This is a genomic window from Rothia sp. 27098_8_27 (assembly GCF_041432805.1).
Lineage (GTDB): Bacteria > Actinomycetota > Actinomycetes > Actinomycetales > Micrococcaceae > Rothia > Rothia mucilaginosa.
On sequence record NZ_JAPWAJ010000001.1, the window covers coordinates 380,860 to 397,156 of the forward strand.

The window sequence follows — 16,297 nt, forward strand, 5'->3', positions numbered from 1 at the left end:
GGGATAATTACCGGCTACCGGGGAATAGGAGAATCCTTGTGGGTCTTCACCCCGTAGATAACCTTCGGCAAGATTTTCAGGCTGGATCCGTTAGAAGAGTATTTTGCGCTAAGAATCAAGCGGTTGACTGCTCCGTAGTGGTTCTCACCAACCTTAATCTTCTGGTTCTCACCGGCGCGACGTTCTGCCTCGTTGTGGGTGCTCTTCGTTTCCACAACGCAGAAGGTCTTCTCTCCGTCTTCATCTTCAAGAACGTACGCCCAGTCGGGGTTGTACTTGCCACTGGGGGTGTCGATCTTGAAGTTCGAGGGGAGCTTCATGAAGAACTTGACGGCGGAGCTTGATTCAAGCTTCTGCGCGAACTGGCGTTCCACGTCTGAGTCCAGCACCAGGTAGTCGTAGTCCGTCTTTTCGGGCTGTGACACTTTGTAGAGCTTGTCCAGGGGGTAGTCGCTCAGGTCGCCGCGCAGCTGGTTGAAGATGTCGTCGGTTGGGATGATGGGCATTGCCACACCTTCGGTGAGGTATTCGCCTCCCCCGCTGATGCTCTTCCAGAGGTTGTCGCTGTTTTCGTTCTGGTCGAGTGCAGCGTTGTAGCGCGGTTCGTATCCGGTTTTCTCCATGTAGGTTTCGTCGTCAACGATGCGCGGGCGGAAGACGGCGCTCGAGACAGCGACCTCTTCAACAACGCTCTGCAGAATCTTGCGGGCAGCAACAATGTACTCGCCCGGGTTGTTGATAAACGTGTCCAAGGTTTCGGATCCTTTGAGCACGTCGATGATGGTCTTGCGGGAGAGGTCGGTTGCTTTCTGCAGTTCCGCGACGATGTCCGGCAGGGGGTAGTGATGGTCCAGGTGTACCGAAGCGGGGCTTGCCTTTACTTCGCCCATGCCGGTTTTAACGCCTGAGCGTCGTATCTCAAGGTTTGATTCTGCGATACGAATCTGCAGGGGCTGAATGTATTTTGCGGCTTCCTTGAGGCGGGTTACTGCGATGTCTGCAATATCCTTTGAGTCAAGGTGAACACGGTAGCTGGTGTCAACGGCGATGCGTTCCCAGAGCTCGCTGAAGAGCTCGTAGGGGAAGTTCGGGTTGAACTTTCGGGTGCCGCGTTTCTTCTCGTTTTCGACGAACTTGGTGATGGTCTGGTTGTTTACGAGAATCTGGATGATTTCGTCTTCGTAGGGTGCGTATTCTTCGGGCAGTCCGAGACTGAAATCGAGCTGATTCGGGGTGAACTGCTTGGTCGGTTCGCCGTCCTGCGTGAGCATTCTGTTCTTGACGAGGGCATCAAAAATTTCACCGGACTGAGCAACTCCGAGGGTCTGGCCTTCGGTTGCACTGTCGGTGTGGTTTGTGATGCCTGCAAAGTCGGTGCGGCGCACACGTCCGATGCTCACGCCGGCTTCGCGGTATTCGCGCTGCAGGGAGTCAGCGAAGTCGCGGTAGGACTCATTGGCGATGACGGTCAGGCGTGCGAGATTCGGGTCAGAGATTCGCGTGAGGGTTCCGTTCTTGACGCTGACGGGCAGGCGCAGGCCGCGGCCGATGGTCTGGCGACGTTCCATCGCGGTGTTCATGGTGCGGAGCACGCAAATCTGGAAGATGTTGGGGTTGTCCCAGCCTTCGCGGAGTGCCGAGTGGCTGAAGATGAAGCGTACGGGTTCTTCGTGGCTGAGCAAGCGTTCTTTGTCCTGCATGATGAGCTCGTAGGCGTCGTCGTCTTCCTTCTTACCGGTGGAGTCCACGTATTCGCCCTGGGTCTGGCCGCGCTTGGCTTTGAGCTGTGCGAAGTAAGCACTGCGGGCAGTCAGGGGGTCGTGCGAGCAGAAGTTACTGATTCCGGTCATTTGCTCGAGGCGTTCGACTTCTTCAACGTAGATTTCATCGAACCAGCGGGCGAAGTCGCCGTTGGCGTCAAGGTTATTGGTTCCGTCGCCCAGGTAGCTGCGCACGCTATAGATGAAGAAGAGCGAAAGAACCTTAACGCCTTCCTTCTGCAGTATGTATTCCTTCTTGAGATGCTGACGAATGGTTTCACGAATCATGGCGCGGTGCACCTGGTCCATGTTTTCATCGCCGAGGGATTCGCCAGGACGGAGCAGGTTTTTACCTTCGATGGCGCTCAGTTCAATGAAGGCATTTTCTTCCCCGTACTCCACACTGATGTGGTTGATGGCAATGTCACCATAGGCCTCATTTTTGGCTTTATTCGCCAAAGCTTCACCCTGTTTGAAGGGAATTTCTTTGCTTTTGATGCCACCCTGCTTAGTTATTGTGGCCAATTCTAGGATGGCTTTGAGGGGCCTCTTTTTCTCGTCAACAGAAGCAAAACGAATGTAAGGGGTAGTAGGCATGCCATCGATGAGGACTTCAGCGACGGAAATCTTCTTGACAAGGTTCTGTTGCATGGCGTCTACCGGGTCGAGGCGGTAGACGAGGTTGCGGACCTTATCGTGGGTAGCGCTGTAACGCAGGACAGCAAGGGGGTTAAGCTCTGAAATTGCGATGGTACTATTGTTGCTTTTCATGCGTTGCGGTTCGTCGAGGATGACGACGGGGCGGGTAGCACGAATGTAGTCGATGGGCGCCAGACCGTTGAGGCTATCGCGTTCCCGATAGATGATACGGTCATCTTTTTTGGTGGTGTTGAGTGCGCTGATAGTGGTGATGAGAACCTCGACGCCGATACCGGTTGCGAAGGAGTAGACCGCTTCGGGGGTGTCGCCCCTGTAGAAGGTTTCGCGGAGGGACACGCCGTGCTGCAGGTATAGGTTCTCAAAGTGCGAGCGCATGGAGTTGATGCTGGTCTTGACGCCTTCACGAATCGCTACGGAGGGTACGACAATAACGAACTTGGTGAACCCGTAGTTCTTGGCAAGTTCGAGGATGCTGCGCAGGTAGACGTAGGTTTTACCGGTGCCGGTTTCCATTTCGATGTCGTAGTGGGGTATACCATCTTCTACTATGAGCTCCGCACTATGCTCGAGGTAGTTGCTCTCCTGCACCTTAATGAGGTTGTTGAAAAGGGCTTCACGGTCGAGGTCGAGCTGGTTGTATACGACGCCGGCGGCGCGTGCTGCGAAAAGGGAGTCTTCTTCAGCGGCAGCACCTGCGGGGATGATGTTGCGGCTGGTTCCGGTGTGTTTCATCTGCCCTTCGAAGAGCGCCACGGTGGAGTCAATGGCACGCATCTGGTGCTTCTGTGAGGGGTCGAAGACGAAGCCTTTACGCTGGGGTGTGGGGCTGGTGGAGGGGCTTGCTGCGCCGCGGTATAAGGGGTTGGGTGTGGGGACCTGAGGGTCGGGGTGAGGCATGACAGTACTCTTTCGGGCAGGGGTCTTTCGGAGTTTGTTCGCTATAAGTGTGGTCGCTGAAGTGGTTCGGGGGTTGCGGGTTCTTGGGAGAACCCTCGGCGGCGGTGATTTGCGGTGTGTTTTCACCGCCGCCGGGTTGTTCTGCGGGGTCCGCGTGAGGAACCTATTCAGCTGTGCGCTGGTGCTTCTAGGCGAAGAGTACGTCTTCGCGGTTGATGCCGTGCTGCTTGGCGAGCTGCACCAGGTTCAGTTTGAGGCTGTCTACGTTGGCGTAGTTGTTCTCGTTGGAGAGCGCGTCTTCAATCATGAGCAGCTGGACGGGTTCGTAGCCGTAGATTTCGTGGAATTTGCTGATGGCCTTTTCCCAGTCTTCGAGGCTGGGGATGGTTGCAGCGTCTTCGGTGGGCGGGCGCGTGAATGCCAGCACGCCGGCCGCGATGGCGAAGAATTCCTTGTACCCGAAGGAGAAGGGGACGATGGTTTCGTCCAGGCGGTAGCCTGCTTTGAGCAGGAGCTCGAAGAGGACCTGGTGGGCTTCGGCGCCGGGCTTGAGGCTGTCGCCTAGCTCGTTGAAGAGCATGTCCAGGTTGTCGGCGCCGATGCTGCTGTCAATCTTCCAGCTCTTGAAGCAGCTCTCCCCCAGGGTGAAGGCACGGAAACCGGTATCGAGGGGGGTGTCCTCGGAGCGCTGGGCAATCTGCTCGGCGTATTCTTCGCGTACCTGCTGGCCCGCACGGCGAATGCGTTCGCGAGTAATCTCTGAAATTGTCGAGAATTTATTGCCCTCAGAACCCTTAGTGGATTTCACCCGTTCAGGAATCTGAATAGAAATAGTCCTCCTATTTTCGCCGTCCTGAGCATTAACAATCATTGCCGCATGAGCCAAGGATCCTGAACCAGCAAAGAAATCAATAATCAAATCGTTTCCAGAGGTAACCATGCGAATAAAATCTGCAAGAACAGTCTCGTCCTTGGGGTAGTCGAATACCTTTTCGCCCATTAAATCTTTAAGGCGTTTAGTTGCAGCTCGACCGTCCTGATACATAACACTGTAAAGTGCTTCAAACTCAGTGTCTTTTAGATACCTTTTTACCTTGGGAACAGTGGTTTCATCCGGGCCGAAATAAATCCCTCCTTGTTCTTGCTTCCTTTTGAATTCATTTTCCTGAAACCTCCAACCACCAGACGGCACCTTTACAGGCCTCCCCGTTACCGGGTGGAGCACTTCGTACTTGGGGCCTCCACCATTAGGCCACGAAATATTATCGCCAAAGTAGATGCCATTTTCATCCAGCGAGTTATAGTGCTTATGGCGCTTAGCTTCATCTCCGTCAGGAAGAGACTTATACCATTTACGAATTTCCTTAGTCTGGGTTTCAAAATCTCCGGGGTGCATCTTTTGAAGAACCTCTACCTTCTTATAGATTTCTTCAAGCCCCTTTTTCTTGACCCTCCAAACAATATTATTGCTCTTCAAATAAGACAGATTCCTTGCATAGCAAAGAATGTACTCATGGGACTGTGAAATGTACTTTGAATCATTCTTACGCCCAGCAGCCCACACGAAATCACCAATGAAATTATATTCACCAAAAATTTCATCGATAACCTGTCGAAGATGTGCTACCTCGCCACTGTCAATAGAAACGAAAATTGCTCCATCCTCAGCAAGCAGTTCACGAGCCAATACCAGGCGCGGGTACATCATGCTCAACCAGTTCGAGTGGAAAGCACCCGAAGTCGCCGCGTTCTTCTCAAAAGCCGTACCCGCCTTCAGCGCACCCTCAGCATCACGAGCACCAGTTTCAAACTCGTACTCACGCACTGTCTGCGCAAAACGATCAGAATACACAAAATCATGACCCGTGTTATACGGCGGATCGATGTACACCATCTTCACCTTGCCACGGTACGCCGCACGCAAAGCCTTCAGAGTCTCCAGGTTCTCACCCTCAATAAACACATTGCGGGTCGATTCCCAATCCACCGAATCCGAAAACTGCGGATGAATAGCAGCAGACGTCGGCAACTGCGCCACACGCTGCGCCTCACGCTTACCCGGCCAGGTCAAGCCAAACTTCTCAGCACCCCCCCCCCCGCCAGATTCTCATCACCCAGAAGGTTCTGCAGAGCCTCCACATTCAGCTTGCCATCGGCAAAAACTTCCGGAGCCGAAACCTGCAACTGTTCCCACAACCGCACCCTCATATCCGGAGAAGACAACGGAACACTGCTGAATTCAGATACTTCACTCATCGTTGATAAGCCTTCCATCACATATGCCTCAAACCATAAAAACACGGCACCTACTCGCTGCCGCCCAGTCTCAACATTGACTAGCTGACCGTCACAGGAACAACTCTATCCCCATGCCAGAGCCCTAAAACTCTTCGATTCAGCACACTACAAAGATAGGCCAACACAAAGATTTCGGTTTGGGACATACCGTCTAAAATGTACCCTTCTAGTTTCCGACATAACCGCCACACTGTCCAACGAAACCATCAAAAAGGCGGCCCGGCATGGTCACCTATACCGAGCCGCCTTCCAACCCGCAAAGAGCCTACTTACTGCTCAACACGCCAACGAATCGTGAACAGGTCCTGAACCGAACTCGTCGCGTCCTTAGACTTCCTCATGCGATCCAGGGTGTCCTCCATGTACACATCAAAATCGGCAAGCCTCTGCTGCATCCTACGCTCCACTTCACTTACCTGCTTATTCAGCTTTCGAGCCTCCACACGCATCTGCATACGCTTCGACAGGTCAGCCTCACGCCTAGATGCAACAGCCAGCTGACGTTCCTTCCTCAGCAACTCCAGCTTCTCCGCTTCAGCCTCCGCACGAATATCCTGCGCACGAGCATCCTGAATCTGCCACAAATCCTCCAAGAAACGGCCATTACGCTCATTCACCTCAGTAGCCAGGCGTTCCATCTGCTCCTGAATCTGAGATTCCATACGATCCGCAAACATCAACCCCGCAATCGGGTGTTCACTCACGCAACGCAAAGACATCAAATCATTCACATCATCAGCAGACAGCGGCTCACCCGAATCAGTGAAACCACCAGCAACCAGATACGACTCCTGCACCAACTGACCCTCAACCGATGCCGTATAGGTCGCCTCACGCAGGCTCAACTCACCCGAAGTACCTACCAACGACTGCGCGTACTTCGAAGGACGCTCCGAAGCCGACACAGAGAACACCAGCTCACGCTGCGGAGTCTCACGGTTCAACGCCGAATCCACCACAAAACGACCCAGCGGCGAATCAAAACGATACTGGCGAGTGTGATTATCCGAATCCTCCTTGAGCGCATACGTGCCAGGGACAATATCGCCGTTCTCAGCATCATCATGAGCAGGCACTTCACGCAAAACAAAACGACGCGAATCATCCGCAAAATCAGCCAAGTCAGCCAGCTCGTGCTTCGTCAACTCCATCAGCAGACGCTCAAAAACACCCAACAGCTCACGCGAACCCTCATCGTAATGCTTGAGCTTATCCTGAACATTCGCGTCCAGGTTCTCAAACACCTTAGAGCTCGTCTCACGCATACCCTCAGCGATCAGTTCAGCATTCTCTTCCTCAAGCTCACGGAATGCCTCCTCAATCTCCTCAGCCGTCTTAGCATTCGCAAAAATAGCACCAATCTTCCTATCAAAATCAGCACCATAAGCGATAGCACCAAGAATCTCATTACTTGCGCCAAAAACACCCGTGAAAATCTGGAACTTATCAGTCAACAGAGACAGCACGCGCGATTCCGCCACATTCTCAGTGTTCAAGAAGTTAATCACCAAAACATCATGCTTCTGGCCATAACGATGAACACGACCAATACGCTGCTCCACACGCTGCGGGTTCCACGGCAAATCATAATTCACCAACAGGGAACAGAACTGCAGGTTAATACCCTCACCCGCAGCCTCCGTCGCAATCATAATGCGAGCCGAATTACGGAACTTATCAACCAGCGCCTTACGCGTATCAGCGGCCTGAACACCAGTCACAAGGTCACTACCCTCATGCTCCTTCAGCCACTCACGGTAAATCTTGCGCTGCTCCTTCGAGGCATTCGAACCATTGAACAGCACCAGCTCATCACCATAACCAGCCGTAGTCAGAACCTGCTTCAAGTAATCCTGAGTGCGGGTCGACTCCGTAAAAATAATGGCCTTCTCCGGAGCACCAATAGCACGCATACTCTCGAAGCCGCGTTCCAACGCCTCCAGCAACTTGTAGGCCTTCGCGTTCTCCCTAATAGACGCCGCAAACTTCGCCACACGCGACAATTCTGCGGACTCCTTACGAAGCTCCTCCATCTCATGCTCCGTCAGAACGCGGTCCGAGAAGCTATCCGAATCATCCGACAGCTTCAACAGCCATTCGTCATCCGAAGGGCCCCTATCCACATCAGGCGTAGTACACACAAAACTGGTGCTAGTAGGACCAGTAGCGGTGCAATCGGTACCGGCAGAGTCGGTACCAAGAACCTCTGCACCATCAGCATCAGCCCCAACAGCCGCAAACGAACGAGAAGCCGCAGCAACCTCCTTCTCCGTCAAAACATCAGCCGAAGCAATACTCTGCAAACGCTTAGCCATAGAATCAAGAGTCGTCGCTGCCGCAAACGTCGAAGAACCCAAACGCTTAAACAGCTGGATAGTCATCAGACTACGCGCCGGCGACATACGCATAAACGTAGAGTTATGAACAAACGACTGCACCATCTCATACAGCTGCTTCTCCTGCTCCGTCGGCTCAAACTTAAACGTCTCAGTACCACGGTTCGTGTAACGCACGTACAGGTTCACGTCCTGACGCAGATGACGCTTCAACAGCATATTCAAACGCTCACGCAAATCTTCCATTGCCTCTTCGTAAGACAACTCATCAGATACGTTAGTGTAGCGAGCACGGAACGCCTTCAAGCTATCAAAGAACCCAGGATCAATCACAGACACCAAGCCGTACAGCTCCTCCAGCTTATTGTGCAAAGGAGTAGCCGTCAGCAGAAGAACCTTCTGCGCTGACTTAGCAACCTTAGAAGCCGCCAAAGCAGTCTTCGGCTGCTTCTTACCCGGCAAGTAGAAATTCCTCAGGTAGTGGGCTTCATCCAGCACCATCAGATTCCACGGCAACGAAGCCAGACGCTTCTCAAAGCTCTTCATGAACTGGTACGAGCAGACCAAGACAGACGGCTCACCCTGACGAGCCTCATCAATCACAGTCTTTGCATTCTTAGAATCAACCAGAGTCGCAGGAATCATGAACTTATCCCACAGCTCCTGCTTCCACTGCTGACGCAACGACGCCGGCGCCACAATCAAAATATTGCGGCGACGCTCAGACCAAAACTGAGTAATCACAATGCCAGCCTCAATGGTCTTACCCAGACCAACCTCATCAGCGAGAATAGCGCCCTTCATATGAGGAGACTGCAAAGCAAAAAGAGCAGCATCAATCTGATGAGGCTTAGGCTCAACCTGCGCATCAAACAGCAGGCTCGTCAGCTTACCCAGCTCATTATCGGCATAGCTACGGCGCAACTCATGCGCATAAAACTTAGCCTGATAATCGTTAATGGTCGTCACAACAGTACCTTTCAGATCGCCAGAAGCGGATAGAAAAAACGGATAGAAAACAGAAAATATATGAAGCCTACAGCCCCATAAAGAAAGAAAAACAAACGCTAGACTCAGCTCTGAATCTAGAAAGAACAGGTTCAAACAGCCCGGGGTTCAAACGGCCAGAGTGTAGATATCCCGGAGAGCCTCCTCAGCCTCATCCAAAGCGTAACCGCTCTGACACAAAGCCGCACAAGAATCACAAAAACGAATCTGAGCCAAAGCCTCATGCTCCGTCAGCTCAGGAAGCCGGTCCATCAGAAACTCACCATTCTCAGTGAAGAAATCGTCAATATTTGAGGCGTCCTGCCCTGCGTAGAACTCGCGAAAATCATCACCGGTGTAGTAACCGCTCAGGTCCATGAGTATCTCTCCTTCGGTTCGCTCAGATAACAGACCCCATGGAGCTATGCCCTTGCTCCATACACTCAAAATATATGGAACCCCTGACAAGATAAGCACGAGAACACAGCTATTGCGATAAATTTGCAACTATTACGGGAATACTTATTACCGTCTACACGCTCTACGCTCTAACTACCACCAAGCTGATTACTTCCCCGGCTAGTTGATTTCCCCCTAAGAGTGCGTCCTTAGAGGGTTATGCTCGTGACTCAAGAAATTTAGGAAACCGGACGTATAAGAATTGACCATACATAAACCTTTTCGTGTATGTGGCGGCAGCCCTTGCCGCTACACCCATTATGCCTAAGAGGAGAAAAACGCGTACGCTGGTTCGTCATCGCCGAGCCACTGGTTGTTTCGATAGGTTAGTGTCTTCACTGCGGGTTAAAGACCCACGGCGAAGACACTAACCTATCGAAAGGCCCCCGCCCCTCCCCTACAAACGGCGAGAAGCCACATGTGTTTCGAGAAGCCACCAAAGAAGTGGCTTTTCGAAACACATGTGGCTTCTCAGCGTAAGTCAGCGAATGAAAGAGCCTACGCCTCCGAGGGTTTCGCGCCGGTCAGGCGGTACGCCTTGTACACGCCCGTCACGTTACGGACCACGTTCAGCACGTGCTCCAGCATGAAGCGGTCACCCAGCTCCAGGGCGAAGCGGTCCACCACGGTACGATCCTCCGAAGTGTGCACGCGCGCATCCAGGATGTTCACGCCCGACTCAGAGATCGCACGAATCAGGTCGCTCAGCAGGCCCTTACGGTCCAACGCCTCCACCTGAATCTGCACACGGTACGTAGCGGACGGCGAAGACGCCCACTCAACCGTGGTCACGCGCGGCTCCTCGTCAGCGTTACGCATGTTCGGGCAGTCACGGCGGTGCACCGAAATGCCGTTGTAGCGGGTCACAATGCCGATAATGTCATCCGGCGGGACCGGGGTGCAGCAACGCGCAATCTTCGTCAGCACACCCTCAGCACCCGGCACAATCACACCGTTATCGCCAATCGCCTTGCGGGTCGACTTCAGCAGCGTCTCATCAAAGTCACTGACCTCAACCTCGGGTGCCGGCTCGTCGCCGCGGTGCACCTCAACCAGGGTGTCAATGACCTGCTTCGGCGCAATCTCGTGCTCACCAATCGCACGGTACAGCGACGCCACATCGTTCTTATGCAGCAGCTGAGCCACCTGAGTCATAATCTCCGGGCTCATCATCTTCTGTAGCGGCAGCTCACTGTTGCGCATGCTCTTGGTGAGCATCTCGCGGCCGGCGAGTAGCGCCTCCAGGCGGCGTTCCTTCGCGAAGTACTGGCGGATCTTCGTGCGAGCGCGTGAGGAGCGAACGAACTTCAGCCAGTCCTCGCTGGGTCCGGCGTCTTCGTTCTTCGTGGTCATAATCTCCACGGTCGCGCCGGTAGGCAGGACAGTGTGCAGCGGCACGAGGCGGCCGTTGACCTTCGCGCCAACGGTGCGGTCGCCGACCTCACTGTGGATGGCGTAGGCGAAGTCCACGGGGGTGGAGCCGTTGGGCAGGGCGATCGCCTCACCGTTGGGGGTGAGTACGACGATTTCGTCGGTGTCGAGGGTGTCAGCGAGCGACTCGTAGAACTTCTCCGACTCCGGGTTGGAGTTCGAAATCTCGGCAATGGACTGCAGGATGCCGACGTTCATCATCGCCGAGGTCTGGGTGCCCGGCTCCTTCGGGTCCTTCGCGGGCGCGCCGCCACGAGCCGCGACCTTCTCGCCGCGCGATGCCGCCTTGTAGCGCCAGTGCGCCGCCACGCCATACTCAGCCTCTTCGTGCATCTTGTAGGTGCGGATCTGAATCTCAAGCGGCAGGTTGCCCGGACCGTACACGGTCAGGTGCAGCGACTGGTAGTTGTTGTTCTTTGGGTTCTTAATGTAGTCCTTGAAACGGCCAGTCATCGACGGCCACAGGGACAGCACGTGGCCGAGCACGGTGTAGCATTCCGCTTCTTCCTCAACCATGATGCGCACGGCAAGGATGTCGTTAATCTCGTCGAAGCTGCGGCCCTTCGTCTTCATCTTCTGATGAATCGAGTAGTAGTGCTTCGGGCGGCCCGTCACGGTCGCGTCGATGCCCACCTCTTTCAGACGCTCCGTAATCTTGGTGCGCGCCTCGTTCAGGAACTTTTCGAGCGCGGGGGTGCGTTCGCCGACCATGCGCACCATTTCGGCGTAAATTTCCGGGCTCATGGCGGCGAAGGACAGGTCCTCCAGCTCCCACTTGATCGTGTTCAGGCCCAGGCGGTGCGCGAGCGGCGCATAAATTTTCAGGGTTTCTTCTGCCTTCTTCGCGGCAGAGGCCTGCGGCACAAAGCGCCAGGTGCGGGCGTTGTGCAGGCGGTCGGCAAGCTTGATGAGCAGCACGCGGATGTCCTTGCTCATGGACAGCACGAGCTTGCGAATCGTCTCGATGGAGGCGTTCTCGCCGTAGGTCATCTTGTCCAGCTTGGTCACGCCGTCGACCAGGTAGGCGACCTCCTCACCGAACTCTTCGGTGAGCTGCTCCATCGTGTAGTCGGTGTCTTCCACCGTGTCGTGCAGCAGGCCGGCGGCGAGCACGGGGCCGGTCGCGCCCATCTCCGCAAGAATCGCGGTCACAGCGACCGGGTGGGTGATGTACGGGTCGCCACTCTTACGCTTCTGACCCTCGTGGCAGCGGTTCGCCACCTCGTAGGCGCGCTGCAGCACCTGAATGTCCTCATCCGGGTGGTAGCGGCGCACGGCACGCACGACCGGCGCAATCATCGGGGAGAAACGGATGGTACCGCCGTGCGAGTCGGAGGCTTCCATCGTGCTGCTGCGGCCACCAAAAACGAGGCGGTTAGGCACACGCCCGCTAGCAGCCATAACACGGTGCGAGCCGCGCTTCCTCTTCGCATCAGACGAATCAGTTTCAGGCAGAGGAATCGGGCCAGCGGGCCGAACCGCAGGCTTCTCGGCGGTCCCTGCGGGATTCTCAGCGTTAGCGTTCACGGCAGGTTCTGCACTCATTCCAGGCTCCTTCGGGCTCAAGATAATCAGCCGCACACTCAGGTTCCTCATCATTGAGGGCTATACCGGCCAAACCAGCCATCAGCAGGCTCAAACGCGAGCGCACAGTATCTTCACTTCTTATCCTACCCAGCGGTCTGGAACGCGCCAAACTATGCGACGTTTTAACACACCCGAGCGCGTTTTCTGAGCGAATATCCGGGTGGATGCACGGGCACGCTAAAGGGGAGCCGACACCTTTCGGTATCGACTCCCCTATCGTTAGCAACGCCAGTAGCGCTGGCGGAACGCTGGCTAACCGTTCAGGTTCACGCGGTGAATCTCAATGGTTGCACGTGCCGGCTTCTTAGCGGGCTTCTCGGCTGCCTTCTCGTCCTCGGTCGCCTTGTCAGCAGACTCCTCAGACTTCGCAGCCTCGGCGGGCTCCTCCGAAGAATCACCCTCAGCATCGTCAGCATCCTCAGCGTCCTTGAAGTTGCCGCTCTCCACCTTCGCGGTGTGCTCACGAATCTGGGGCTCACCCAAACGCAGCGAAGCATACAGCGGAGCAGATACGAACAGCGTACCGAACATGCCCACCAGAATACCCACGAACAGCGACAGGGACAGGTCCTGCAGAGTACCTGCACCCAGGATGAACGCGCCGATGAACAGGATCGCGCCCACCGGCAGAACACCCACAATAGCGGTGTTAATCGAACGGACCAGGGTCTGGTTCACCGCCAGGTTAATCTGCTCGGCAAAGGTCGTGTCGCGGCGTTCCAGCACATCCTCGGTGTTCTCGCGGATCTTATCGAACACCACCACCGAGTCGTACAGCGAGTAGCTCAGAATCGTCAAGAAACCAATAATCGCACTCGGAGTAATCTCGAAGCCGAACGCTGCGTACAGGCCAACCGTCACCACCACGGTGAAGAACAGACCCGCAATAGACGCCAACGACATCTTCCAGGTACGGAAGTAGAACGCCATACCAATCAGCGCAAGCACCACAAACGCAACCAGACCCCAGAACGCCTGACGGGTCACATCCGCACCCCAGGTCGGGCCCACAAACGAAGAGGTCACGTCATTCTCAGAGACGCCGTAACCCTCCTGCAGAGCCGCCTTCACCTGCAGAGTCTCATCATCGCTGAGCTTGCTCATCTGGGCACGAATCGTACCCGGCGCAATATTGGTTACGCGAACATCCGAAGCGTCCTTCGCCTTCTCGTGAATAATGCGCTCACCCGTAGCAGTATCAACGTGCGCGGTCTTCGAGACCACGAACTCCGAACCGCCACGGAAATCAATACCCAGGTTGAAGCCGCCACCAACAGCCGGAATCAGAACCGAAACCGCCATCAGCACAGTAGCCAGCACCAGCCACAGGCGGCGCTTACCCACGAAGGGGTACGAGCGGGCACCCGAATGCAGGTCATTACCGAAGCGGGCAAAAGCATTAGGTTTCACATCGGTAGCCATGCTTAGCTCTCCTTCTTCTCATCAGAAGCAGACTCGTCAGCCTCAGCGGCAGCACGCTCTGCACGGCGACGCTCAGCAATGCTCAGCTGCTTCTCCTCCGGGCTGCGGAGGCGACCGGCACCACGGTACAGCGGCGTAGCGCCCAGCGACTCAGGCGACAAGCCCGAGTGGCGGTGACCCTCACCGAAGTAGCGGGTATTCGCCAGCAGAGTCAACATCGGGTGGGTGAACAGGTACACGACCACAAGGTCAGCAATCGCAGTCAAACCAAGAGTGAACGCGAAGCCCTTCACCGAACCAACCGACACCACGTACAGCACCACAGCAGCCAGCAGGTTCACAGCCTTCGACGCCAAAATAGTGCGGGATGCACGCTGCCAACCGTGATTCACCGCCGACGGGATCGTGCGGCCCGCACGGATCTCATCACGGATACGCTCAAAGTAGACGATGAACGAGTCAGCCGTAGCACCAATCGCCACAATCAGACCCGCCACACCAGCCAGGGACAGGCGGTAGTTCAACGCCCAACCCAGCAGCGCAATCGCCTCATACGAAATGATGCCCGCAACAATCAGCGACATCATCGTGACAAAGCCCAGCAGACGGTACTGGAACAGCGAGTACACGAACACCAGCAGCAGACCAATCAGACCGGTCAGCAGACCCACACGCAGCTGCTCCGAACCCAGAGTCGCAGAAATCTGCTGCTCCGACTGAATCGTGAAGCTAATCGGCAGGGCACCGTACTTGAGCTGATCGGCGAGAGCCTTCGCCTCCTGCTCAGTGAAGTTACCGGTAATCTGCGGCTTACCGTCAGAAATCACTGCCTGCGACACCGGGGAAGACAGCACCTTGCCGTCCAGCAGAATCGCGAAGCGGGCACGCGGATCATTTGCGTTCTGTGCACGAATCGCGTTCAGGCGAGAAGTAATGTTCTGGAACTTCTCACGAGCAGCATCGTTGAACTGAATGTTCACAGCCCAACGGCCCGTAGTCACGCCCTGACCGCTCGTCTCCTGCGAGTGGCTTGCGGTAGAAATATCGCTACCGCTCAGCTCCACAGGACCCAGAATGTACTTCTCCTGACCATCAGTGGAACACGCCACCATCGGCTTAGTCGGGTCAGCACTATCGGCATCCTCATTACGTGCCGCGGTGCAGTCCTTCGCCTCATACTGCTTGTACAGGTCCGCAGTAATCCAGTTACGGTCCGAACCATCAGTCGGCTCCGCGGACGGCTTGGGCAGCTTATCGTCCGCAGTGCGGGCATCCTCAGCCACCGCAGTACCGGCACCAGAAAGCAGCACCGGGCGGAACGTCATATTTGCTGACGCCTGAATCAGCTGACGAGTCTCAGCGCTAATCGTTCCGGGAACCGAAACAACCACGTTATTACCCGAACCGAAAGAGGTGGTAACCTCTGCCTCCGAAACGCCGGCACCATCAACGCGCTGACGAATAATCTCAACCGCCTGGTTCAACTGCTCCTGGGAGACGTTCTCATCCGAAGAGCCATTGACCTTCGGAGAAAGAATCATCTGAGTACCACCCGAAAGGTCCAGGGCGAGCTTCGGTGCCCAAGAACCTCCCGAGTAGGTGCTGCCGAAAATACCGGCAGCCATAACAACCATGAGCAGGACCATCGAGAGGAGCGCCCCTCGCGCGGCTGCAAGCGGTGAACGCTTAGCCATAATGTTCCTTCTTCGTGTGAATAGTATTGAGTGTTCTACAGATTCCGTAACGCGAAAACCCGACGCCGCTCACTGGGCGCCGGGCTCATACGCGCTGAATTACTTAGCAGTATCAGAAGAGGTATCGGAAGCGGGAGCTTCGGATGCGGTAGCCTTGTACGCGTCCTCGGTCAGGGGCGCTGCGGGGGCTTCATCCTCAACAAGGTTCAGGATCGCGTTCATGGACGCAGTAATCACAACGCCCTCTGCAATCTGAAGCTGCAGCTTGTTGTTCTCAAAGTCAGTGCTGACAACGGTGCCGTAGACGCCGGAAGCAGTCATCACCTGATCACCGGGGACGAGCGCACGTCGCATTGCCTGCAGCGCCTCAAGCTGCTTCTGCTGGTTCTTCTTAGCGGAAGTAAAAATCCAAAAAATTGCAGCAAAGAAGACAATCGTCATGATGACGTTGATGAGGAAGTTAAGATCCATGGTCTCACTTTCACATCCGCACCCGTGCCGCTCACCGCGAGGGTTGAGCGTACCAGAAGGTGTGGAATCGTAGATACAGTACGTATCCATCCTACGCGAGAGCATGAGCTTTAGTGACCCGAACCAGCGTTTTTGTGAGGTTAACCTGAGTTTTGGACTCTCTCGGCGTAATTTTATGTCGCCGATAAAGACCGGCAGAGCCCGGCAAGAGCCCAATGGAACCCGACAGCGCCTGCAGAACCGGTAGAAAAGCTTGCCGCGCCCGCAGAAGAGCTACCGTCCCTACAGAAGAGCT

The 16,297-nt window shown here is 55.2% G+C and carries 9 protein-coding genes; all 9 read right to left on the minus strand.

The features are described from left to right. Positions 1-14: 14 nt before the first annotated feature. The 9 genes from O3675_RS01440 to yajC all read right to left on the minus strand — a co-directional run bounded on the left by O3675_RS01440 (position 15) and on the right by yajC (position 16,002). Positions 15-3,317, minus strand: coding sequence for a DEAD/DEAH box helicase family protein (locus tag O3675_RS01440; RefSeq protein ID WP_371570471.1), 3,303 nt, complete (start codon positions 3,315-3,317; stop codon positions 15-17). A 187-nt stretch (positions 3,318-3,504) separates the two neighbouring features. Further along, complete coding sequence (locus O3675_RS01445; RefSeq protein WP_371570474.1) at positions 3,505-5,388, minus strand: site-specific DNA-methyltransferase; 1,884 nt, start codon at positions 5,386-5,388, stop codon at positions 3,505-3,507. Then, positions 5,385-5,573, minus strand: a complete 189-nt coding sequence (locus O3675_RS01450; protein ID WP_371570477.1) for a hypothetical protein — start codon at positions 5,571-5,573, stop codon at positions 5,385-5,387. Before O3675_RS01450 ends, O3675_RS01445 begins: the two co-directional genes overlap by 4 nt. Before the next feature lie 311 nt (positions 5,574-5,884). Next, complete coding sequence (locus O3675_RS01455) at positions 5,885-8,920, minus strand: SNF2-related protein (RefSeq protein ID WP_371570479.1); 3,036 nt, start codon at positions 8,918-8,920, stop codon at positions 5,885-5,887. 147 nt (positions 8,921-9,067) lie between these two features. Further along, on the minus strand, positions 9,068-9,316 hold the full coding sequence (locus O3675_RS01460; RefSeq protein ID WP_371570481.1) for a hypothetical protein: 249 nt from the start codon (positions 9,314-9,316) through the stop codon (positions 9,068-9,070). Positions 9,317-9,895: 579 nt separating this feature from the next. Beyond that, positions 9,896-12,373 carry a bifunctional (p)ppGpp synthetase/guanosine-3',5'-bis(diphosphate) 3'-pyrophosphohydrolase gene (locus O3675_RS01465; RefSeq protein ID WP_371570483.1) on the minus strand — a complete coding sequence of 826 codons (2,478 nt, stop codon included), beginning with the start codon at positions 12,371-12,373 and terminating at the stop codon, positions 9,896-9,898. A 294-nt stretch (positions 12,374-12,667) separates the two neighbouring features. Beyond that, entirely contained in the window at positions 12,668-13,837 is a 1,170-nt protein-coding gene (secF, locus tag O3675_RS01470; protein WP_371570485.1) for a protein translocase subunit SecF, read from the minus strand. A gap of 2 nt (positions 13,838-13,839) precedes the next feature. Next, entirely contained in the window at positions 13,840-15,531 is a 1,692-nt protein-coding gene (gene secD / locus O3675_RS01475) for a protein translocase subunit SecD (protein ID WP_304270103.1), read from the minus strand. Positions 15,532-15,630: 99 nt separating this feature from the next. Beyond that, positions 15,631-16,002 (minus strand): preprotein translocase subunit YajC, encoded by a 372-nt coding sequence (gene yajC / locus O3675_RS01480; protein ID WP_371570487.1) that lies wholly within the window; start codon positions 16,000-16,002, stop codon positions 15,631-15,633. Between the last annotated feature and the right edge of the window lie 295 nt (positions 16,003-16,297).

Bases quoted from the DNA above. Each gene is read 5' to 3' on its own strand.
- O3675_RS01440 (WP_371570471.1), bottom strand. From the start codon at position 3,317: ATGCCTCACCCCGACCCTCAGGTCCCCACACCCAACCCCTTATACCGC.
- O3675_RS01450 (WP_371570477.1), bottom strand. From the start codon at position 5,573: ATGAGTGAAGTATCTGAATTCAGCAGTGTTCCGTTGTCTTCTCCGGAT.
- O3675_RS01460 (WP_371570481.1), bottom strand. From the start codon at position 9,316: ATGGACCTGAGCGGTTACTACACCGGTGATGATTTTCGCGAGTTCTAC.
- O3675_RS01465 (WP_371570483.1), bottom strand. From the start codon at position 12,373: ATGAGTGCAGAACCTGCCGTGAACGCTAACGCTGAGAATCCCGCAGGG.
- secF (WP_371570485.1), bottom strand. From the start codon at position 13,837: ATGGCTACCGATGTGAAACCTAATGCTTTTGCCCGCTTCGGTAATGAC.
- secD (WP_304270103.1), bottom strand. From the start codon at position 15,531: ATGGCTAAGCGTTCACCGCTTGCAGCCGCGCGAGGGGCGCTCCTCTCG.
- yajC (WP_371570487.1), bottom strand. From the start codon at position 16,002: ATGGATCTTAACTTCCTCATCAACGTCATCATGACGATTGTCTTCTTT.